The 21,722-nt window shown below is 70.2% G+C and carries 17 protein-coding genes and 1 pseudogene; 17 read left to right on the top strand and 1 reads right to left on the bottom strand.

The features are described from left to right. Positions 1–139: 139 nt before the first annotated feature. The 14 genes and pseudogenes from aspS (at position 140) to aroB (ending at position 18,550) form a co-directional block, all read left to right on the top strand. A complete protein-coding gene (aspS, locus tag HQ325_RS20875; protein WP_222632205.1) occupies positions 140–1,960 on the top strand; it encodes an aspartate--tRNA ligase in 1,821 nt (606 codons plus the stop codon). A gap of 49 nt (positions 1,961–2,009) precedes the next feature. Continuing rightward, on the top strand, positions 2,010–2,933 hold the full coding sequence (locus HQ325_RS20880) for a DUF389 domain-containing protein (protein WP_222632207.1): 924 nt from the start codon (positions 2,010–2,012) through the stop codon (positions 2,931–2,933). A gap of 56 nt (positions 2,934–2,989) precedes the next feature. Then, the gene (locus HQ325_RS20885) at positions 2,990–5,617 is read left to right on the top strand and encodes a circularly permuted type 2 ATP-grasp protein (RefSeq protein WP_222632209.1); all 2,628 of its coding nucleotides are present in this window, start codon (positions 2,990–2,992) and stop codon (positions 5,615–5,617) included. Next, a complete protein-coding gene (locus HQ325_RS20890; protein WP_222632211.1) occupies positions 5,614–6,516 on the top strand; it encodes a transglutaminase family protein in 903 nt (300 codons plus the stop codon). The genes HQ325_RS20885 and HQ325_RS20890 overlap by 4 nt, the downstream gene beginning before the upstream one ends. A 236-nt stretch (positions 6,517–6,752) precedes the next feature. Continuing rightward, entirely contained in the window at positions 6,753–7,925 is a 1,173-nt protein-coding gene (locus tag HQ325_RS20895) for a kinase (RefSeq protein ID WP_222632213.1), read from the top strand. A 7-nt stretch (positions 7,926–7,932) separates the two neighbouring features. Continuing rightward, positions 7,933–9,312, top strand: coding sequence for a replication-associated recombination protein A (locus tag HQ325_RS20900; RefSeq protein ID WP_222632215.1), 1,380 nt, complete (start codon positions 7,933–7,935; stop codon positions 9,310–9,312). Between the two features lie 9 nt (positions 9,313–9,321). After that, positions 9,322–11,994, top strand: a complete 2,673-nt coding sequence (gene alaS / locus HQ325_RS20905; protein WP_222632217.1) for an alanine--tRNA ligase — start codon at positions 9,322–9,324, stop codon at positions 11,992–11,994. Between the two features lie 2 nt (positions 11,995–11,996). After that, the gene (ruvX, locus tag HQ325_RS20910) at positions 11,997–12,590 is read left to right on the top strand and encodes a Holliday junction resolvase RuvX (RefSeq protein WP_222632219.1); all 594 of its coding nucleotides are present in this window, start codon (positions 11,997–11,999) and stop codon (positions 12,588–12,590) included. Then, positions 12,587–13,981: an endolytic transglycosylase MltG gene (locus HQ325_RS20915; protein ID WP_222632730.1), complete on the top strand. Its 1,395-nt coding sequence runs from the start codon at positions 12,587–12,589 to the stop codon at positions 13,979–13,981. The genes ruvX and HQ325_RS20915 overlap by 4 nt, the downstream gene beginning before the upstream one ends. Next, entirely contained in the window at positions 13,978–14,817 is an 840-nt protein-coding gene (locus tag HQ325_RS20920; protein ID WP_222632221.1) for a shikimate dehydrogenase, read from the top strand. The genes HQ325_RS20915 and HQ325_RS20920 overlap by 4 nt, the downstream gene beginning before the upstream one ends. Before the next feature lie 78 nt (positions 14,818–14,895). Further along, a complete protein-coding gene (locus HQ325_RS20925) occupies positions 14,896–15,447 on the top strand; it encodes a prepilin peptidase (protein WP_222632223.1) in 552 nt (183 codons plus the stop codon). A gap of 12 nt (positions 15,448–15,459) precedes the next feature. Next, a complete protein-coding gene (gene aroC / locus HQ325_RS20930) occupies positions 15,460–16,647 on the top strand; it encodes a chorismate synthase (RefSeq protein ID WP_027505250.1) in 1,188 nt (395 codons plus the stop codon). Positions 16,648–16,721: 74 nt separating this feature from the next. Further along, positions 16,722–17,252: pseudogene (locus HQ325_RS20935) on the top strand (shikimate kinase); the annotation flags it as partial. A gap of 188 nt (positions 17,253–17,440) precedes the next feature. Then, positions 17,441–18,550 carry a 3-dehydroquinate synthase gene (gene aroB, locus HQ325_RS20940; RefSeq protein ID WP_222632226.1) on the top strand — a complete coding sequence of 370 codons (1,110 nt, stop codon included), beginning with the start codon at positions 17,441–17,443 and terminating at the stop codon, positions 18,548–18,550. 12 nt (positions 18,551–18,562) lie between these two features. On the opposite strand, the gene HQ325_RS20945 is transcribed toward aroB, so the two are convergent. After that, entirely contained in the window at positions 18,563–19,156 is a 594-nt protein-coding gene (locus HQ325_RS20945; RefSeq protein WP_222632228.1) for a B-4DMT family transporter, read from the bottom strand. Positions 19,157–19,298: 142 nt separating this feature from the next. Between HQ325_RS20945 and HQ325_RS20950 the strand changes: the two genes are divergently transcribed. The 3 genes from HQ325_RS20950 (at position 19,299) to nusB (ending at position 21,633) form a co-directional block, all read left to right on the top strand. Then, positions 19,299–20,408 carry a Xaa-Pro peptidase family protein gene (locus tag HQ325_RS20950; protein ID WP_222632230.1) on the top strand — a complete coding sequence of 370 codons (1,110 nt, stop codon included), beginning with the start codon at positions 19,299–19,301 and terminating at the stop codon, positions 20,406–20,408. 100 nt (positions 20,409–20,508) lie between these two features. Then, positions 20,509–21,072, top strand: a complete 564-nt coding sequence (efp, locus tag HQ325_RS20955; RefSeq protein WP_027505254.1) for an elongation factor P — start codon at positions 20,509–20,511, stop codon at positions 21,070–21,072. Then, positions 21,073–21,633, top strand: coding sequence for a transcription antitermination factor NusB (gene nusB, locus HQ325_RS20960; RefSeq protein WP_051613217.1), 561 nt, complete (start codon positions 21,073–21,075; stop codon positions 21,631–21,633). The last annotated feature ends 89 nt before the right edge of the window (positions 21,634–21,722 follow it).

The following is a 21,722-nucleotide window of genomic DNA, read 5'->3' on the forward strand; positions in this document are numbered from 1 at the left end:
ACCACTTTCGTCGGCGTGTGCGGATCACAGCTTCGCACGTGGCCGCCGCCGACACAGCGCTGTTTCTCCCGGCGTCGGGGTGGGCTCGGATGGTCCGTAGGATCACCAGCTGTATTCGTCTACTTCTGGAAGGACTCCTGTGCTGCGCACGCACCTCGCCGGTTCGCTTCGAGCCGAGCACGCGGACCGACACGTCACCCTGACCGGTTGGGTCGCTCGACGGCGCGATCACGGCGGAGTCATCTTCATCGACCTGCGTGACGCCTCCGGAGTGGTCCAGGCCGTGTTCCGCGACGGTCCGGCCGCCGAGCAGTCGCACCGCCTGCGCGCGGAGTTCTGCGTGAAGATCACCGGCACGGTCGAGATCCGGCCCGAGGGCAACCAGAACTACGAGATTCCCACCGGCGCCGTGGAAGTGAACGTCACCGAACTCGAGGTGCTCGGCGAGAGTGCCCCGCTGCCCTTCCAGTTGGACGAGACTCCGGGCGAGGAAGCTCGCCTGAAGTACCGCTACCTCGACCTGCGTCGCCCCGGACCGGGCCACGCCATCCGCCTGCGTTCCAAGGTCAACGCGGCGGCGCGGTCGGTGCTCGCGCACCACGAGTTCGTCGAGGTCGAGACCCCCACCCTCACGCGGTCCACCCCCGAGGGCGCACGCGACTTCCTGGTGCCCGCGCGACTGCAGCCCGGCAGCTTCTACGCGCTGCCGCAGAGCCCGCAGCTGTTCAAGCAGCTGCTCATGGTCGGCGGCATCGAGCGGTACTACCAGATCGCCCGCTGTTACCGCGACGAGGACTTCCGCGCCGACCGGCAGCCGGAGTTCACCCAGCTCGACGTCGAGATGAGCTTCGTCACGCAGGACGACGTCATCGTCCTCGCCGAGGAGATCCTCACCTCGCTGTGGAACCTGATCGGCCACGAGATCACCACACCCATCCCGCGCATGACCTACGCGGACGCGATGCGCCGCTTCGGTTCCGACAAGCCCGATCTCCGCTTCGGAGTCGAGCTCGTGGAGTGCACCGAGTACTTCGCCGAGACGCCGTTCCGCGTCTTCCAGGCGCCGTACGTCGGCGCTGTCGTCATGCCCGGCGGTGCGTCGCAGCCGCGTCGTCAGCTGGACGCGTGGCAGGACTGGGCGAAGCAGCGCGGAGCCAAGGGTCTCGCGTACGTCCTGGTCCAGGAGGACGGCACCCTCGGTGGTCCCGTCGCCAAGAACCTGTCCGACGCCGAGCGCGACGGACTCGCCGCCCACGTCGGCGCGAAGCCCGGTGACTGCGTCTTCTTCGCAGCCGGCCCCGCCAAGGCGCAGCGCGCGCTGCTCGGTGCCGCCCGTGGTGAGATCGCCCGCAAGCAGGGCCTCATCGACGAGAACGAGTGGGCCTTCGTCTGGATCGTCGACGCGCCGCTGTTCGAGCCGACGTCCGATGCCACCGCCAGCGGTGACGTGGCGGTGGGCTCCGGATCGTGGACCGCCGTGCACCACGCCTTCACCTCGCCGAAGCCCGAGTCGATGGACACCTTCGACACCGACCCCGGCAACGCCCTGGCCTACGCGTACGACATCGTCTGCAACGGCAACGAGATCGGCGGCGGCTCGATCCGTATCCACCGCAAGGACATCCAGGAGCGCGTCTTCGCGATCATGGGCATCGACGCGGAGCAGGCGCAGGAGAAGTTCGGCTTCCTCCTCGACGCCTTCGCCTTCGGTGCGCCGCCCCACGGTGGTATCGCCTTCGGTTGGGACCGCATCACGGCCCTGCTGGCCGGGGTGGACTCCATCCGTGAGGTCATCGCATTCCCGAAGTCGGGCGGCGGCGTCGATCCGCTGACCGACGCGCCGGCTCCGATCACCCCGGCGCAGCGCAAGGAGTCGGGTATCGACGCCAAGCCGGTTCCTCGTCAGACGCCGGGTGGCGCATCGGGCGAGAAGCCCGCGTCGGGGGGCCCCACGACCTAGGGTCGAGGCGTCGCCGGTCACGCGTCGACGACGCGCGGACGGAGAGTGCATGCAGAACCTCAGGGTGGTCAGTCCGGCGGACCGGACCGACGAGGTGCTGCGGGTGCTCGACGAGACTCCCGGCGTCGCACACGTCGTCGTTCTGCGCGGTGCCGCCGTGCGCCCGGAGGGCGACGTCGTGGACGCCGTCGTCGTGCGGGAGTGCGCGAATAAGGTTCTCGACGGTCTGCGTTCGCTGCGCCTGACCCACGACGGAGCCATCACCATGCAACCCGTGGAGACGGTGCTGTCGGACGCGGCGCGCACCGCGGAACAGGACGCGCCCGGTGACCCGGACGACTCGATCGTCTGGGACGAACTGGTCGGACGTACGCGGGAGGAATCGTCCCTCACCCTGACGTTCGTCGCCTTCCTGACCATCGCGCTGCTGCTGGCGGCCATCGGCGTCGTGACCGACTCGCCGGTCACCATCGTCGGTGCGATGGTGGTGGGACCCGAGTTCGGTCCGCTGGCAGCGCTGTCGGTCGGCCTGGTGCGTCGTCAGCGATCACTGATCCGTCGATCGTTGCTGGCGCTGCTCGTGGGTTTCCCGACCGCGATGGTCATCACGGCGCTGGGGGCGTTCGGGGCCGAGGCCCTCGGATGGATCCGACCGGAGGCGATGGACGACCTGCAGCAGGTCGACTTCATCTACCAGGTGGGTCCGTTCTCTCTCGTCGTGGCTCTGCTCGCCGGCGCCGCCGGCATGCTCGCGCTCGTGTCGGCGAAATCGGCCGCCCTGGTCGGGGTCTTCATCTCCGTGACCACCGTTCCGGCAGCAGGTTTCGCCGTCGTCGCGGCCACGGTGGGGAGCTGGCGCATCGCCGCTCTGTCCGCGGGACAGCTGGGTATCAACCTCCTCGGCATCGTCGTCGCGGCGACCTTCGTGCTCTCCCTGCACCGGCGATCGGCTCGGGCACAGGCGGACAGGTAGATTTCTCGCGGACGTGCGCCGAGCGCGGTGCCGGTCGTCTGCGGAGGGGGAGTTGCGTGCAGCAGGGTGAGGCCACATCTCCCGTGCTCGCGGGGTACCTCGAGGAGATGCGCCCGGACGGCCACGACGATCTCGTGGAGAACCCTGTCGAGGGCGGCCCGCGACTGCGTGATCGGTGGGCGACGCTCGTCGGCACCGAGGACGTGACCGCTTCCGACCTCGCCGCCGCGCAGTTGCGTGTGGGCCGTCTCGTGGACGATTCCGGTATCACCTACAACGACACGGCGGACGCGTCGCCCGAGACACCGTCGTCGACGCAGTCCGGTGCGCGGTGGGAACTCGACGTGGTGCCGACGGTGGTGTCGGCGCCGGACTGGGACCGGCTCGAGGCCGGCATGCTGCAACGCTCGCGCATCCTCGACGCGGTGCTCACCGATCTGTACGGCGAGCGCACCCTGATCCGCCGCGGGCTGCTGCCGCCGGAGATCGTCTTCCGGCATCGCGGCTACCTCCGCGCCGCGCACGGCATCACCATCCCCGGCCCGCATCAGCTGTTCTTCCACGCGGCGGACGTCGCCCGATGCACCGACGGCGAGTTCAGAGTCCTCTCCGACCGCACCCAGGCACCGTCGGGCGCCGGCTACGCCCTGGCGGACCGGTCGATCGTCGCGCGCGCGGTACCGGCTGTCTTCGGCCGGGTGGCGCCTCGTCCCGCGAGCACGTACGTCGGTGCCATGCGCGTGGCCCTCGTCGAGGTGGCGCCGGCCGCCGCCGAGAATCCGCTCGTCGTGGTGCTCAGTCCCGGTGTCTGGTCGGAGACGGCGTTCGATCAGGCGCATCTCGCCTCGGTGCTCGGATTCCCGTTGGTCGAGTCCGCCGATCTGGTCGTCCGCGACGGCGCCCTGTGGATGCGCTCGCTCGGCACCCTGCGCCGCGTCGACGTCGTGGTGCGCCGCGTCGACGACGACTACGTGGATCCGCTCGATCTGCGGTCCGAGTCACGCCTCGGGGTCGTGGGACTGCTCGAGGTCGCGCGGCGCGGAGCCGTCACCGTGGTCAACACGATCGGTAGCGGCGTCCTCGAGAACGCGGCGCTGTTCGGACGGCTGCCGGAGCTCGGCCGGGCGCTGCTCGGTGAGGAGCCCCTGCTCGACTCGGTCCCGGCCTTCTGGGCGGGGGATCCACAAGGCTTGGCGCACATCGTCTCTCGCATCGGTTCGCTCGTGGTGTACGCGATCGGCTCGCACGAGAGCGTCGTCGGTCCCGCGCTGTCCATGCGCGAACGGGACGAGCTGGTGCGGCGGATCGGGGCGGACCCGACGGGGTGGGCGGCGCGGGCGATACCGGACCTGGCGACGTCGCCCGTCGGGCCGGTCGGTCATCGCCGGCACGACGCCGCCGTGCTGCCGAGGCCCGTCGGCATCCGACTGTTCGACGTGGCCGGGCGCCGGGGCTACACCCCGATGACGGGCGGTCTCGCCCAGGTGTTGGTCACGGATCCGCCGTCGGAGCCCATGGCCACGACCGCTGCCAAGGACGTGTGGGTGCTGGCCGAGCGTCGCGGCCGGTCGGATCAGCCGGACGTGTCGAGCGCCGTCGACGCACCGCGTCCGATGGGTGGACGCCGTCCCCGTGTCATCGACTCGGTGAGCACGCCGCGTGTGCTCGACGACCTGTACTGGATGGGTCGCTACGGCGAGCGTGCCGAGGCGACGGCCCGCCTGCTGGTGGCCGCGAACCAGATGGTCCGCGATCATCGCGGCGAGACGCCGTTCGGGAAACAGGCGCGGTCCGATGCGGACGTCGCCCTGGCCGTGGTGCTCGACGCGGTGACCGCGGTGACCGCGACGGCGCCGGGTTTCCGTGCTGCGACCACGCGGGCGGACCTGCTCGCCGAGTTCCGGTCCCTGACGGTGCGGACGCGCCGCACCGGGTCGCTCGCACACGCCGTGGCGGCGTTGCAGACGTGCGCCCGCGCGGTACGGGATCAACTGGGTGAGGACACCTGGGCGGTGTTCAACCGACTCGACACCGCGCTCGCCGAGTGTGCGGCGTCGCCGGCGTCCGACGAGGCGGGACTCTGGTCGACGCAGAGCCGTGTCGTGGGGTCGATGCTCGCCGTCGCCGGTCTGTCGGCCGAGTCGATGGTGCACGATCCGGGCTGGTTTCTCATGGACACGGGCAAGCGGATCGAACGTGCTCTGCAGATCACCGCCCTGCTCGCCGAGACCGTGGGCACCGCACGCCCGCCGGCCGTCGAACAGGCCGTGCTCGGGGCCGTGCTGAACGCCGCCGATTCGTCGGTCACCTACCGGCGCCGCTATCGCGGTGCTCCCGAGGTGGGTGCCGTGGCCGAGCTCGTGCTCTTCGACGGCGGCAACCCGCGCTCGGTCATCCACTCGGTGGAACGAGCCGCGGTGAACCTCGCGTCGCTGCCCGGTTCGACGGGGACCTCCCGCACCGATCGGGCGCTCGAGCGCATCGTCGCGACACTGCGCCGAGTCGACCCGTCCGATCTCGAGGACGTCGACGCCACCGGGACCCGGTCGGAGTTCGACGACGTCGTCAGGTCGGTGCACACCGATCTGCTCGACCTCTCCGACTCGATCACCGCGGCGCACCTGACGCTGCCCGGCGGCACGCAGCCGTTGTGGGGACGCGGCGGCGGACGGGTGTTGTCGTGACCGATCACGAGGGTGCGCGGTGGTACGCCATCACCCACCGCACCGAGTACGTCTATCAGGGCACCGTGTCCTCGTCGTACGGCCGCGGCCACCTCTTCCCGCGCTCGACCTCGGAGCAGCGGTGTCTCGACGCCTCCGTCACCGTGACGCCGACGCCGACCGACCGGTCCACCGGTGTCGACCTCTTCGGGAACGAGGACGTCTACTTCCACGTCACCACCGATCACGACCGGTTGTGCGTGACCGCGCGCGCCCTGGTCGCCGTGGACCCTCCCGACCCCGCTCGCCTCACCACCCGGGCTGCGACGACGGCGTGGGAGAGTGCCCGCCCCACCGGGATCGACGGGGCCCTGGACGTCGACTTCGTGCTCGATCTGGTGCCACCGGAGATCACCGACGAGGTGCACGAGTACGCCGCGCTCTCGCTGACCGAGGGCCGCCCGTTGGTGGAGGCGGTGTTCGACCTCAACCACCGGATCCACACCGACTTCGCCTACCTGTCGGGGTCGACGACCATCTCGACGACCGTCGCCGACGTCCTCGCCGCCCGGACCGGTGTGTGTCAGGACTTCGCGCGGGTCGCCGTCGCGTGCCTGCGCTCGCACGGCCTCGCCGCACGCTACGTCTCCGGATACCTGGCGACGCAGCCGCCGCCGGGCAAGGAACGCATGGTGGGCGTGGACGCCACCCACGCGTGGGCCGCGGTGCGAGTCCCGGACGGCTCGTGGCTGGCCTTCGACCCGACCAACGACCAGTGGGTCGACGAGCGCTACGTGACGGTGGCGTGGGGCCGTGACTACGACGACGTCCCACCGCTGCGCGGCATCATCTACACGGAGTCCGCGGGGAGCCGCATCGCCGTGTCGGTCGACGTCGCGCCGATCGTCCGCGCCGTCTGACCTCGGTCGTTCCCGCTCGGGAGCGCCGCCGTCCTGCTGGCGCCCCGAGCTGTCAGGCGAGTGCGATAGGGTCGAGAAACCGAACAGCGAGCCCGTTTCATCGGCTGCGGAGCGGGGAACCCGATCCTGCTCCTGCAGTACGCACACAGCACCACAGCCGGTCCGCGAAGGGCCGGCGCGAGTACGGAAACGAGGAATGACCTGCCCGTTCACGGACGAGGTGGGTCGGACAATCGATGACGGCAATGTTGGCAGATCCGGTCACCGAAGCAGTGGCAGCAGCACGAGAACTCCTCACCAGACGCACGGGAGCGTCGGTGACCCTGGTCGATCCGGTCGATCTCGGCGGCAGCGGTCGCACCGTGGTCATCCGTGTCCGGGTGGCCGAGAACCCGTTCCAACTGCCGCGCACGCTCGTGATCAAGCAGGTCCGTGAGACGACGACGGAGTCCGTGTCCCGTACGGGGCTCGGCGCCGGCGACCACACGGCGTTCCTGCGCGAAGCGGTCTCATACCAGTTCGCCACCGCCCTCGCGACGCACACCCGTCCGGGCCCGTCCCTCATCGCGTACGACCTGAAGGAACGGCTCCTCGTCCTCAGTGACCTGGGGGATGCCGCGCCGTTCACCAGTCTGATCGCGAACCCCGATCCGTCCGCCGTCACGAACTCGCTCATGGCGCTCGCCCAGGCACTCGGGCGGATGCACGCCGCCACGTTCGGTCGCGAGGAAGACTTCGGGGCGCTCCTCGGGCGCGCCGGCGTCGCCGATTCCCGAGACGGTCTGGCCGATCAGGTCGCGGTGGCCCAGTCGGACGTCCCGGCGATGCTCGCGGCGGATCTCGGCATCGAGGTGCCGCCCGCGGTCGCCGCCGCCGTCGCCCGCGCGGCCAAACTCTTCGGTTCCGGCGGACACCGCGCCTTCAGTCCGTCGGACCTGTGCCCGGACAACATCATCGTCAACGACGAGGGCGTGCGATTCCTGGACTACGAGTGGGGCGGCTTCCGGGACGCCACTCTCGACGTCGCGTACACGCTCCTGTCCTATCCCGGCTGCCTGTGCCGTCTCGATCTCACGCCGGAACGCGCCGAGGCCATGGTCGATGCGTGGCGCGCCGAGGTGGTCGGAATCTGGCCGCACCTCGCCGACGACGACGTGCTGCACGCCAAGTTGTTGGACGCCCAGTTGGTGTGGGCCTGGCTCACGACGCACTGGTTCCTTCCCGACGACGACACCCGCAACGCCGCACTGCGTCGGCACCACCTCTCGGTGCCCCGCGCCGCCGCGCTGACCACGAGGTGGTCCATCCTCTCGGAGTACGCGCGCTTCGTCGGGCACCACGATCTCGCGGACTTCGCGGGCGGTGTCCGGCAGGCACTCGCGGCGCGGTGGCCCGCCGCCGCGTCCTGACCGTCCGATGAGCGCCGACCGTCCGATGAGTGCCGACGACTCCCTCTTCGACGACGACACCGCTGCTCCCGACGGGGACGCGTTCGTCCCGTCCCCGCATACGAGCACACCGGGTGCGCCGCTGGCCGTGCGGATGCGTCCACGGTCGTTGGATGAGGTGGTGGGCCAGGGCCACCTCCTCACCCCGGGTGCCCCGCTGCGCCGCCTGGTGGAGGGATCCGGGGCAGCGTCGGTCATGCTCTACGGCCCACCCGGCACCGGCAAGACCACGCTCGCATCCCTGATCTCGGGTGCCACCGGCCGCAAGTTCGAGGCGTTGTCCGCGCTCTCCGCGGGCGTCAAGGACGTCCGGGCCGTCATCGATCTGGCGCGTCGCCGGCTGCTGAACAACGAGCAGACCGTCCTCTTCATCGACGAGGTGCACCGGTTCTCCAAGACCCAGCAGGACGCCCTGCTCGCCGCCGTCGAGAACCGGATCGTGCTGCTCGTCGCCGCGACGACGGAGAACCCGTCGTTCTCCGTCGTGTCGCCGCTGCTGTCACGGTCCCTGGTGCTGCAGCTCCGATCGCTCACCGACGACGACATCCGCGAGGTGCTCACGCGGGCTTTGGCGGACGAGCGCGGTCTCGGCGGGTCGGTGACGGTGACCGACGAGGCGCTCGGACACCTCGTGCGGCTGGCCGGCGGTGACGCTCGACGGGGTCTGACAGCGCTCGAGGCGGCCGCCGACACGGCGGGTGCGGGCGGCACCGTGGATCTCGAGACCGTGGAGAAGAGTGTCGACCGCGCCGCGGTGCGGTACGACCGGGACGGTGACCAGCACTACGACGTCATCAGCGCGTTCATCAAGTCGATTCGCGGTTCCGACGTCGACGCGGCCATGCACTACCTCGCCCGGATGATCACCGCCGGTGAGGATGCACGCTTCATCGCCCGCAGGCTCGTGGTGCACGCCAGCGAGGACATCGGCATGGCCGACCCCACCGCGTTGCTGGTCGCCACGGCGGCGTCGCAGGCGGTGCAGACGATCGGGATGCCCGAGGCGCGGCTCGCCCTCGCCCAGGCCACCATCCACCTCGCCACCGCACCGAAGTCCGGGGCCGTCACCAGTGCGCTGTCCGCGGCGATGGCCGACATCGCGGCGGGGAAGGCAGGCACCGTGCCGCCGCACCTTCGCGACGGGCACTACACGGGAGCCGCCTCCCTGGGCAACGCGGTGGGCTACAAGTTCCCGCACGACGACCCAGACGGTGTGCTCGCCCAGCAGTACCCGCCCGACGAGCTGGTGGGCACCGACTACTACCGGCCCACCCACCACGGAGCGGAGCGCGACCTCGAGACGCGCGTCGGCAAGCTCCGCAGAATCGTGCGTGCTCTCGCGCGCTAGGGTGTTTCCGTGCAGACTCACGAGATTCGCCGTCGTTTCCTCGACCATTTCGAGAAGCTGGGACACACCCCCGTCCCCAGCGCCTCGCTGGTCCTCGACGACCCGAATCTGCTGTTCATCAATGCCGGCATGGTGCAGTTCGTCCCGTACTTCCTCGGGCAGCGCACCCCGCCGTTCGCGCGAGCCGTGAGTGTCCAGAAGTGTGTGCGCACCGGCGACATCGAGAACGTGGGCGTGACCACCCGCCACAACACGTTCTTCCAGATGGCCGGCAACTTCTCGTTCGGCGACTACTTCAAGCGCGAGGTCATCGGCTTCGCGTGGTCACTGCTCACCTCGTCCGTCGAGGACGGTGGCTACGGCTTCGATCCCGAGAGGATCTGGGCCACAGCGTATCTCGACGACGACGAGGCCATCCGGATCTGGAAGGACGTCGCCGGTCTGCCCGACGAGCGCATCCAGCGCCGAGGCATGGCCGACAACTACTGGTCCATGGGCATTCCCGGACCCTGCGGGCCGTGCTCGGAGATCTACTACGACCGCGGACCCGAGTTCGGCAAGGAGGGCGGTCCGGAAGCGGACGAGGACCGCTACATCGAGATCTGGAATCTCGTGTTCATGCAGAACGAGCGCGGACAGGGGACGTCGAAGGACGACTTCGAGATCCTGGGACCGTTGCCGCGCAAGAACATCGACACCGGCATGGGTGTCGAGCGCGTGGCGTTCCTGCTGCAGGACGTCGACAACGTCTACGAGACCGATCTGGTCCGCCCCGTCATCACCGAGGCCGAGGCGCTGTCCGGCCGTCGGTACGGGGAGAACCACGACGCAGACGTGCGGTTCCGCGTCATCGCCGATCACGCCCGCACCGCGGTCATGCTCATCGCCGACGGCGTGACGCCGGGCAACGACGGCCGTGGCTACGTGCTGCGGCGTCTGCTGCGCCGCATCGTGCGCAGCGCACGACTCCTCGGCGCCGAGGATCCCTCGATGGCGCGGTTCGTCACGGTCGTCCGCGACACGATGGCCGAGTCGTACCCGGAACTGGTCGAGGACTTCGCGCGTATCGAGTCGGTCGCCGTCGGCGAGGAGAAGGCGTTCCTCGCGACTCTCACGTCCGGATCGCGTCTCTTCGACAACGCTGCTCAGGCCGTGACCGCGTCCGGCGGCACCCGTATCAGTGGAGACGAGGCCTTCGTCCTGCACGACACGTACGGCTTCCCCATCGACCTCACGCTCGAGATGGCGGCCGAGGCGGGCCTGCAGGTGGACGAGGCCGGATTCCGCACGCTCATGGCGGAACAGCGCAACCGCGCGAAGGCCGACGCGCAGTCGCGCAAGCACGCGCACACCGACCTGACGGTGTACAAGGAGTTCGTCGACCGTGGTCCCACCGAGTTCACCGGTTTCGACGAGCTGGACAGCGAGGCAACGGTTCTCGCGATCATCGCCGGTGGCGTGCGGGTGCCCACCGCCGCTGCGGGGGAGAAGGTCGAGGTCATCCTCGACCGCAGCCCGCTGTACGCCGAGTCCGGCGGACAGCTCGCGGACATCGGTACCCTCACGGGCCCGGGTCTGAGTGTCACCGTGGGCGACGTGCAGAAGATCGCGAAGACCGTGTGGGTGCACAAGGTCACTGTCGACGAGGGGCAGCTCACCGAGGGCGACGTCGTCACCGCGCACGTCGATCAGCAGTGGCGCCGCGGCGCCACCCAGGGACACTCCGGCACGCACATGGTGCACGCCGCACTCCGCCAGATCCTGGGCCCGAACGCGGTACAGGCCGGATCGCTGAACAAGCCCGGCTACCTGCGATTCGACTTCACGTACCAGGGTGCGCTGTCGGAGTCGCAGCGCGAGGACATCGAGTCCGTCACCAACGACGCGGTCGCATCCGACTTCGCGGTCAACACCTTCGTCACCGATCTCGACGACGCCAAGGCCATGGGAGCGATGGCGCTGTTCGGCGAGAACTACGGCGACGAGGTCCGAGTCGTGGAGATCGGCGGACCGTTCTCGATGGAACTGTGCGGCGGCACCCACGTCCAGCACTCGTCGCAGATCGGCCCGGTGACGCTCCTCGGCGAGTCGTCGGTCGGGTCGGGCGTGCGACGCGTCGAGGCCTTCGTCGGCCTCGACTCGTACAAGTACCTCGCCAAGGAGCGCGCGCTGCTCGCCGGTGTCGCCTCGTCCCTCAAGGTGCCCACCGACGAGGTGCCCGCGCGGATCGAGAACCTCGTCGAACGGCTCCGCGTCGCCGAGAAGGAGCTCGAGGCCACTCGCGCCGCCGCGGTGCTCTCGTCCGCCGGGTCCTACGTCGACACGGCGCGCCGGGTCGGATCGCTGCTCGTCGTCGCGGAGCCCGCGCCGGTCGGCGTCGGTGCCGCCGATCTGCGCACCCTCGTCGGCGACGTTCGCGGCCGGTTCGGAACGCAGCCCGCGGTGGTGGCTCTGTTCGGTGACGTCGACGGCAAGGTGCCGTTCGTCGTGTCGACGACCAAGGCAGCGCAGGAACTCGGCGTGAAGGCCGGCGAACTCGTGGGAGCGTTCGGTCCGAGCATCGGTGGCCGAGGCGGCGGCAAGGCCGACACCGCTCAGGGTGCCGGATCCGACGCGACCGGCATTCCCGCGGCGATCGACGCCCTGCTCGCTCGCGTCACCGAGATCGCCGGGAACTCCTGACGGTGGCCGCCGGCAGCTCCGCGCCCGACCGGCCGGGCGCCGACGACCCGGGGCGGGGGCGGCGACTCGCGATCGACGTCGGGAGCGTGCGCGTCGGAGTGGCGTCCTCCGATCCCGACGGCACCCTCGCCACACCCGTCGAAACGGTCCCGCGCGCGGCGAAGACACACACCGACTCGGCCGACGTCCAGCGAATCGTCGCGCTCGCCGGGGAGTACGAGGCCGTCGAGATCATCGTCGGTCTGCCGCGCACGCTGCGCGGCGAGCGCGGGACGGCCGCCACGCTGGCTGTCCGTTTCGCCCGAGTTCTGCACCGTGCGCTGCCCGGTGTGCCGGTGCGGCTGTCCGACGAGCGCTTGACTACGGTGAGTGCCGCGCGTGGTCTTCGAGACAGCGGCGTCCGCGCGAGAGACCAACGGTCGATGATCGACCAGGCGGCGGCGGTCGCCATCCTGCAAGGGTGGCTCGACGAGCGCCGCAGTGTTCTGGAGCGAGCGGTTCGCGCACAGGCGAACGAGGAGGGGGCAACGGTGCCCGAGAATCACGGTCCGGAGCAGGACACAGCGGGGTCGAACACACCGGGGACGACCCCGTGACGGACGACGGTCGTGGACAGCGGCCCGGCCGGCGCGACGAGTGGGACACCGACGAGCTGAACCTTCCCGTCGACGACCTACGCCGTCAGCCGCTCGCCGACGACCGCCGCGCGCCACGTCGATCCGAGCGCGGTGCATCGGCCGATGACGGCCGCGCCCGCCCCGCCCGAGTGGCGTCGGGTCCCGGTGACCGCCCGAGCCGCGCGAGCCGTGCGGACACCCGACGCGACCGCGCCGCGGTCGGTCGCAAACGTCGCTCGCGCATCATCGGCGGTCTCGGTGTGCTGGTCCTGGTCGGCCTCGTGGCCGTCGGAGGTGTGTGGGGAGTGTCGAAGTTCACCGGCGGCGGCGCCGCGGTCGCGGAGGACTACCCCGGTCCCGGCGGCGACGCCGTGGTGGTTCAGGTCGCCTCCGGCGACACCGCGCAGGAGATCGCGACCGAGATGGCGGACAAGGACGTCACCGCCAGCTCGGCGGCCTTCTACGAGGCTGCGGTCCAGAACACCGCGATGACCTCCGTGCAGCCCGGCTTCTATCGGATGCGCTCACAGATGGCGGCGTCCGACGCCGTCTCCGCGTTGGTGGACCCGGCATCGCGAGTCGGCCAGATCCAGATCGCCGAGGGCCGTCAGCTGCACGACTCGACCGACGTCAACACCGGCGCCGTCCGCAAGGGCATCTACACGCTGATCTCCGAGGCCAGTTGCGCTGTCGGAGAAGGTCTTCCGTGTGTGACGTACGACGATCTCGACCTCGCGGGTGCCGGGGACGACCCGTCCGCACTCGGTGTCGCCGACTGGGCGACCGACGCGGTGCGGCAGGTGCCGGATCGCGATCGTCAGCTCGAGGGGCTCATCGCTGCGGGCACCTTCAACTTCGACCCCAGTGCCGCACCGACGGACATCCTGCGTCAGCTGGTGTCCGAGAGTGCCGCGATCTACGAGGACACCGGTCTGCTCGAGGCGGGCGCCTCCTCGGGACTCGATCCGTACCAGGTGCTGGTGGCGTCGTCCCTCATCGAGCGCGAGGCGTTGCCCCAGGACTTCGCCAAGGTGGCGCGTGTGATCCTCAATCGGCTCGCCATCGGGCAGCGACTGGAGTTCGACTCCACGGTCAACTACTCGCTGGACACCACCGAGGTGGCCACCACCGACGCCGACCGCGCGAACGTCACACCGTGGAACACGTACGCCAAGGAGGGGCTGCCGGCGACACCGATCTGCTCTCCCGGCGTGGCAGCGGTGCAGGCCGCCGAGGCACCGGAGCCCGGTAACTGGCTCTACTTCGTCACCATCAACGCCGCCGGGGAGACGCTCTTCACCGACGACTACCAGGTGCATCTGGACAACATCACGAAGGTCGAGGGCGGGTTCCTCGACAGCGGCCGGTGACCTCCGTCCCGTCCGCCTCGTCGCCGAGGCGTGCGGCCGTTCTCGGGTCCCCGGTGGCGCACTCGCGGTCACCGATCCTGCACGCGGCGGCGTACCGGGAGCTCGGGCTCGCCGGGTGGACCTACGAGCGGGTGGAGTGCCGCGCGGAACAGCTTCCCGAGTTCGTGGACGGCCTCGGACCCGAGTGGGTAGGACTGTCGGTGACGATGCCGGGCAAGTTCGCGGCCCTTGCGTATGCGACCGAACGGACGGAGCGCGCGGTCGCCGTCGGCTCGGCGAACACGCTCGTGCGCACGGACTCGGGCTGGCGTGCCGACTGCACCGATGTCGACGGTGTCACGGGCGCCCTCGGCACGGTCGGTGTCCGTGACCTGCCGGGTGCGTCGGTGGTCGTCGTCGGGGCGGGCGGAACGTCGCGCCCGGCGCTGATCGCGCTGCGCGGTCTGGGAGCGATCGCGGTCACGGTCGTCTCGCGGGACGAGGAACGGGCCGGGGGAGCGCTGGCCTGCGCTCGCGACGCTGGTCTGACCGCCCGGTGGAGCGCGCCGGACGACGCGGCGCTGCCCCGAGCGGTCGCGGACGCGGAAGCCGTGGTGTCCACCGTTCCGCCCGAGGGCGGCGCGGCGATGATCGACGCACTGCGGGGGGCACGCGTGCTGCTGGACGCGATCTACCATCCGTGGCCCACGCCGCTGGCCGCCGCGGTCGAGGAGTCCGGCGGCGTCGTGGTCGGCGGCCTCGAGATGCTGTTGCACCAGGCCTTCGGCCAGGTGGAGCAGTTCACCGGTCAGCCGGCCCCGCGTGCTGCGATGGAGCGAGCCCTGCGGGAGTCCTGACCATCCCCGGGTGCGTCGTCATCCCCGGGTGCTCTCCGTGGCCCGAGTCTTCGGATTCGTCGGTGCCACTGTGACTCCATGACCGTCCTCCTCGGCTCAGCGCTGTGTTGCCTCGCTGTTCTCACCGTCGGTCGGTGGGTGACGCCGACGGTGCCCGATCTGCTCGCCTCCGCCGCTGTCGGCGCCGCGCTCGGCGCGGTCACCGACGAGGTGGCGATCCTCGCGGTCGGGGCGTGGTCGTGTGCCGTCGCTCTCGTCGACCTGAACCGACACCGCCTGCCGAACGACCTGACGCTGCCCGCCGCGGCCGCGGTGCTCGTGGCGGCGGCCCACCAGGGCGGCGGTCAGGTGGCGCTTCTCGGCGGCCTGGCCCTGGCCGCCGTTCATCTGGTCGGGTCGGTGGTGTCATCGGGATCCATGGGTGGCGGTGACGTCAAGCTGTGTCTCGCGCTCGGTGGGCTGGGCGCGACCTCGGGGCCGTCCACGTGGATGGTGGCCGCCGTGCTGGCACCGACGACGACGCTGGTGCTGGCGGCGATGACGGCACGAACCGGGGGAGCGGCGGGGATTCCGCACGGACCCGCTCTGTGCGCGGCGACCCTGGTGGCGTGGGTGAACGCCGGGACGTGAAAAGATCGACCCGTGTTGCGATGGATCACTGCCGGAGAATCTCACGGCCCTGCCCTGGTTTCCATTCTCGAGGGCATGGTGGCCGGAGTCGAGGTGACCTCCGAGGACATCGGAGCTCAGCTCGCCCGACGACGCCTGGGCTACGGCCGCGGCGCCCGCATGAAGTTCGAGGCCGACAAGGTGACCGTCATCGGCGGCGTCCGGCACGGCTCGACGCTCGGCGGCCCCGTCGCCATCGAGATCGGCAACACGGAATGGCCGAAGTGGGAGACCGTCATGGCGGCCGACCCGGTCGATCCCGCCGTGCTCGCCGACCTCGCGCGCAATGCGCCGCTGACGCGTCCGCGCCCCGGCCACGCCGACTACTCGGGCATGCTCAAGTACGGCTTCGACGACGCCCGGCCCGTGCTCGAGCGCGCCAGCGCACGGGAGACCGCCGCCCGCGTCGCGGTCGGCACCGTCGCACGACAGTTCCTGAAGCAGGTCCTGGGCGTCGATGTCCTGTCGCACGTCATCTCCATCGGCGCGTCCGACCCGTACGAGGGCCCGGAGCCGTCGGCGGGAGACATCGAGGCGATCGACGCCAGCCCCGTGCGGGCGTTCGACGCCGTGGCCGAGCAGTCCATGATCACCGAGATCGAAGCGGCCAAGCGTGACGGTGACACCCTCGGCGGCATCGTCGAGGTGGTCGTCCACGGCCTTCCCGTGGGACTCGGCTCGTTCGTCACCGGTGACAGCAAGCTCGACGCACAGCTTGCCGCGGCACTCATGGGCATCCAGGCCATCAAGGGTGTCGAGGTCGGCGACGGGTTCGAGACCGCGCGCCGCCGCGGCAGCGCTGCCCACGACGAGATTCTTCCCGGCCCGGACGGGATCGTCCGCACCACCAACCGCGCCGGCGGCATCGAGGGCGGCATGACCAACGGCGCCCCGCTGCGGGTGCGTGCGGCCATGAAGCCCATCTCCACGGTTCCGCGTGCCCTGGCGACGGTGGACATGTCCACCGGCGAGGGTGCGGTGGCCATTCACCAGCGCAGCGACGTCTGCGCCGTGCCGGCCGCGGGTGTCGTCGCGGAGACCATGGTGGCTCTGGTGCTCGCCCGCGCCACGCTGGAGAAGTTCGGGGGCGACTCCGTCGCCGAGACCGCCGGCAACGTGCGCCGCTACGTGGAGAACGCGCAAGCCCGTCCGCCGCGATGACCGGGCAGGCCGGGGGCCGGTCGCAGAATGCCGGGCAGGCCGGAGGCCGTTCGGAGGAGCCCGGGCAGGCCGGGGTGGGGGGAACCGGGGAAGTCTCCGGTCCGCCGCGGGCGGTGTTGATCGGGCCACCCGGTGCCGGGAAGTCCACCATCGGCCGACGGCTGGCTCGAGCGCTGGGCACCCAGGTGTACGACACGGACGTGGCCATCGAGGAGGACACCGGCCGCAGCATCCCGCAGATCTTCGCCGAGAGTGGTGAGGCGGAGTTCCGGGCCATCGAGGAGCGCATCGTGCTCGACGCGCTGCGCACGTACCCGGGCATCGTGTCTCTGGGCGGTGGGGCGATCCTGTCGCCGCGTACCCGTGCGGCGCTGCGCGGTCACATCGTCGTCTACCTCGAGATCAGTGTCGGCGAGGGGTTGCGGCGTACCGGCGCGTCCAGCGCCAACGCCTCGCGACCGCTGTTGGCAGGCTCGGATCCGCGGGCGAAGTACCGCGAGCTCATGCGTACTCGGCGTCCGCTGTACCGCGAGGTGTCCACCATCCGTGTCCGCACGGACGGCCGTAGCCCCGCTCGCGTCGTCACCGCGGTCCTCGGCCGTCTCGGTGTCGCCCCCGCCGACCGCGTCCCCACGCCGGCCGCACCGCAGCGGGCCTCGCCGCGGCGTCGGATCCGGCGCAAGGGCGGACGTCCGATCCCCACCGATCCGGGACCGTTGCCGCGGCAACCGGCACCACGGACCGGCCGTACCCGACCACCGCAGGACCCACCCCCAGCACAGGAGACGCTCTCGTGACAGAACCTGTTCGTATCGACGTCCGGACTGCTAACCCGTACCCCGTGATCATCGGTCGCGGTCTGCTCACCGACCTGGTGGAGCAGCTCGCGGGCACTCGAACGGTCGCGATCTTCCATCAGCCTCCGCTCGCCGAGACCGCCGAGGCCGTCCGAGCCGCATTGGCGGACAACGGGATCGACGCACATCGCATCGAGATCCCGGACGCCGAGGACGGCAAGGAACTGGCCGTCGCCGGCTTCTGCTGGGAGGTGCTCGGCCGCATCGGTCTGACGCGGAGCGACGCCGTGGTGAGCCTGGGCGGCGGCGCGGCCACCGATCTGGCCGGCTTCGTCGCGGCCACCTGGATGCGCGGTGTCCGCATCGTGCACGTGCCCACCACGTTGCTCGCCATGGTCGACGCAGCCGTGGGAGGCAAGACCGGCATCAACACCGACGCCGGGAAGAACCTCGTCGGTGCCTTCCACGAGCCCGCGGCCGTTCTCGTGGATCTGGCGACACTCGAGACGGTGCCGCACAACGAGATCGTGGCCGGTCTCGCCGAGGTGATCAAGACGGGTTTCATCGCCGACCCGGTCATCCTCGATCTCATCGAGGCGGATCCCGCTGCCGCGCTGGATCCGACGGGTGACGTGTTGCCGGAGCTGATCCGTCGCTCCATCGAGGTGAAGGCTCGGGTCGTCGCGGCCGACCTCCGGGAGTCCGATCTTCGGGAGATCCTGAACTACGGCCACACCCTGGGGCACGCGATCGAGCGTCGCGAGAAGTACAAGTGGCGGCACGGCGCCGCGGTGTCCGTCGGTCTGGTCTTCGCCGCCGAGCTCGGACGTCTCGCGGGGCGGTTGTCGGACGACGTCGCCGACCGGCACCGCAGCATCCTGCAGGCGGTGGGGCTGCCCGTCAGCTACGACGCGGACGCGTTCGCCCACCTGCTGTCGGGCATGCAGACCGACAAGAAGAACCGCAACGGGTTGCTGCGCTTCGTCGTGCTCGACGGACTGGCCAAGCCGGGGCGCCTCGAGGGCCCGGATCCGGCGCTCCTGGCCGCCGCGTACTCCGCGGTGGCACGTGAGGAGCCGACGACGGGGTCGTCGATCTTCCTCTGACGACGGGGTCGGTCAGGAGGAGCGGTCGCCCTTCGCGAGGTTCGGGCGCTGATCGGAGTCCCGGACCGGCGCGAAGACCTCGGTGTCGGCGTCCGACTGGCCCTGTGCGGGAGCGCCGGAGGTCACGCGATCGCGCTCGGTCGCGTCCTCCTTCTTGCCCGGCCGCAGGTCCTCCTGCTTGTCGTCGCCGCGTCCGGCCAGCCACCGGCCCACCGTGACGGCGATGACCGTGGGGATGAAGACGAGCAGGATCGTGAAGGCAGCGCCGGAGGTGACCTCGAAGAAGAGGGAGTTGCTGCTGACCGCGAGGTTCGCCACCGCCGAGAACACCCAGCAGACGAGCCCGGCGAGCACACCGGCCACGACCGACGCCTTCAGCCACAGCATCGTGTAGTCGGTCCGGTCCTCGCCGTGATCACCGCGGCGATGCGCGTTGATGCCGTCGATCCCGCCCCACACGACCGCCACGAGAATCACCGCGGCCAGCGTGATCATGCGCAGGACGGACCCCTGCGCGGGCCAGGCGGAGACCGCCAGTGCGAGCAGCACTCGTGCCACCACATGAACCAGCGCCATCCCCACACCGCGAACCACCCACCCAGTCATGCTGCACACAGTAATCACCCCGGTCGGGCGCGTGTGCTTCTGCCCACATATCCGGGTGTGGTGTCGCCGGTGTCGGAGCGGTGTCGGAGCGGTGTCGGAGCGGTGTCGCGGCCGTCGGTGACGGCGACGGTAGGTTCGAGAGATGCCGTCCTCCGACCGCGCCGCACGGCGCGACGCCCTCCGAGAACTCGTCCGCGACCGGGAGGCCGACGCGCTCCTGGTGACCGATCTGCTCAATGTCCGCTACCTCACGGGGTTCACCGGTTCGAATGCCGCGCTGCTGCTGAGCGCCCACGACTCCGCTTCCGACGAGTCCGGCACCGTGGTGTGCACGGACGGTCGGTACGTGACCCAGGTGGCCGAGCAGGTGCCCGATCTCGCGGCGGTGATCGACCGGGCGGGTCCCGTACGTCTGCTGCAGGACGCGGGTGGTGCGCGGGGCGGGCAGACCGTCGGATTCGAATCGCACGTCGTGTCCGTCGACGAGCATCAGGCATGGTCCGACGCGGCGTCCGCGCTCTCGCTCCAGCGCATGCCGCGCTTGGTGGAGAAGCTGCGGATGATCAAGGACGAGAGCGAGATCGACGCGCTGCGACGCGCCTGCGGTGTCGCCGACGCCGCGCTGGCCGCGTTGATCGAGCGGGGCGGCATCAGCGCAGGACGGACCGAGAAGCAGGTCGCGATCGATCTGGAGTTCCTCATGCTCGAGCTGGGAGCGCACGCCATCTCGTTCGAGACCATCGTGGCCGCGGGCGCACACTCGGCGGTGCCGCACCACCGGCCCACCGGTGCGGTGCTCGAGCAGGGTGACCTGGTGAAGCTGGACTTCGGCGCGGAGGTGGACGGGTACCACTCCGACATGACGCGGACCTACGTGTTGGGCACCCCCGCGGACTGGCAGCGCGAGCTGTACGCCCTCGTCGAACAGTCCCAGGCCGCCGGACGCGCGGCCGTCCTCCCCGGCGCCGACGTGCAGGCGGTGGACGGAGCGGCTCGCTCGGTCATCGTGGACGCGGGGCACGGGGACAAGTTCCTGCACGGACTCGGCCACGGCGTGGGACTCGAGATCCACGAAGCGCCGGGAATCGGTGCCACCGGCACCGGTACACTGCTCTGCGGTGCTGCGGTGACAGTCGAGCCCGGCGTGTACTTCTCCGGTCGCGGAGGCGTACGGATCGAGGACACGCTCATCGTTCGAGAGAACGAGCCGGAACTGCTGACGCTCACCAGCAAAGAGTTCACCGTTCTGTAGGCGAGGGCCTGCCGACCAGTACTTGTCAGGCCCGGAGGCCGTGCGCGGCGTCCGGGTGCCGAGAGACCGAGACGACAGTCGACGAGGAGACGCGAAGCAAGTGGCTTCCACCAGTGATTTCAAGAACGGACTCGTTCTCAACATCGAGAACCAGTTGTGGTCCATCATCGAGTTCCAGCACGTCAAGCCTGGTAAGGGACCGGCCTTCGTGCGCACCAAGCTCAAGAACGTCACGTCGGGCAAGGTCGTCGACAAGACCTTCAACGCGGGCGTCAAGGTCGAGACCGCGACGGTCGACCGACGCGACATGACGTACCTCTACCACGACGGTTCGGACTACGTCTTCATGGACGGCGACACCTTCGACCAGATCTCCGTCGCCGAGGCGACCATCGGCGAGGTCTCGCGCTTCCTGCTCGAGAACATGAAGGTCCAGGTGGCGATGCACGAGGGTCTGCCGCTGTACGTCGAGTTGCCGGTCACGGTCGAGCTGATCGTCCAGCACACCGATCCGGGTCTGCAGGGCGACCGCTCCACCGGTGGCACCAAGCCGGCGACCCTCGAGACGGGCGCCGAGATCAACGTGCCCCTCTTCATCAACACCGGCGACAAGCTCAAGGTGGATTCTCGCGACGGCAACTACCTCGGGCGCGTGAATTCCTGAGTGAGCGAGCCCTCCAAGAACCCTGCCGCACCGGGCAAGCCGGCGGCGAAGAAGCTCGGAGCACGGCACAAGGCGCGTAAGCGCGCCGTCGACTTCCTCTTCGAGGCCGAGGCTCGGGATCTCGATCCCGTGGTGCTCGCGACCGAGCGCGGCGAGCTGTCGGCTCACGAGGAGACGGTGGCGCCGGTCAATGCGTACACCACGACTCTCGTGACCGGCGTGGCCGAGAACCTCGACCGCGTCGACTCGGTCATCGGGGACCACCTGCACCAGTGGACTCTCGACCGTCTCCCCGCCGTCGACCGCGCGATCCTGCGCGTCGCGGTGTGGGAACTGCTCAACGCGGTCGACGTCCCGCCGGTGGTGGCCGTCGACGAGGCGGTCGAGCTGGCCAAGCAACTCTCCACCGACGACTCGCCGTCCTTCGTCAACGGGGTGCTGGGCCAGATCGTGCTCGTCGCACCCCAGGTGCGCGCTGCCGCTGCGGCGCGTCCGGCGGCGCAGAGTCGGCCCGTGACGGAGAACACCGCCGACGACGCCGTACCACCCGCCTCGAGCTGAGTTCGAGCCCGGCGTGGTTGGTATAGTCACCGCGTCAGACATCCTTTAACGATCCGTCCAGTGAGGCGGAGAAGGAGGTCACCTGTTCT

This window comes from Rhodococcus sp. BP-349, from assembly GCF_019835845.1.
GTDB lineage: Bacteria > Actinomycetota > Actinomycetes > Mycobacteriales > Mycobacteriaceae > Rhodococcoides.

Excerpts from the sequence above, each read along its gene's own strand:
- HQ325_RS20880 (WP_222632207.1), top strand. The coding sequence starts at position 2,010 with ATGCAGAACCTCAGGGTGGTCAGTCCGGCGGACCGGACCGACGAGGTG.
- HQ325_RS20895 (WP_222632213.1), top strand. The coding sequence starts at position 6,753 with ATGACGGCAATGTTGGCAGATCCGGTCACCGAAGCAGTGGCAGCAGCA.
- HQ325_RS20900 (WP_222632215.1), top strand. The coding sequence starts at position 7,933 with ATGAGCGCCGACCGTCCGATGAGTGCCGACGACTCCCTCTTCGACGAC.
- HQ325_RS20925 (WP_222632223.1), top strand. The coding sequence starts at position 14,896 with ATGACCGTCCTCCTCGGCTCAGCGCTGTGTTGCCTCGCTGTTCTCACC.
- HQ325_RS20945 (WP_222632228.1), bottom strand. The coding sequence starts at position 19,156 with ATGACTGGGTGGGTGGTTCGCGGTGTGGGGATGGCGCTGGTTCATGTG.
- HQ325_RS20950 (WP_222632230.1), top strand. The coding sequence starts at position 19,299 with ATGCCGTCCTCCGACCGCGCCGCACGGCGCGACGCCCTCCGAGAACTC.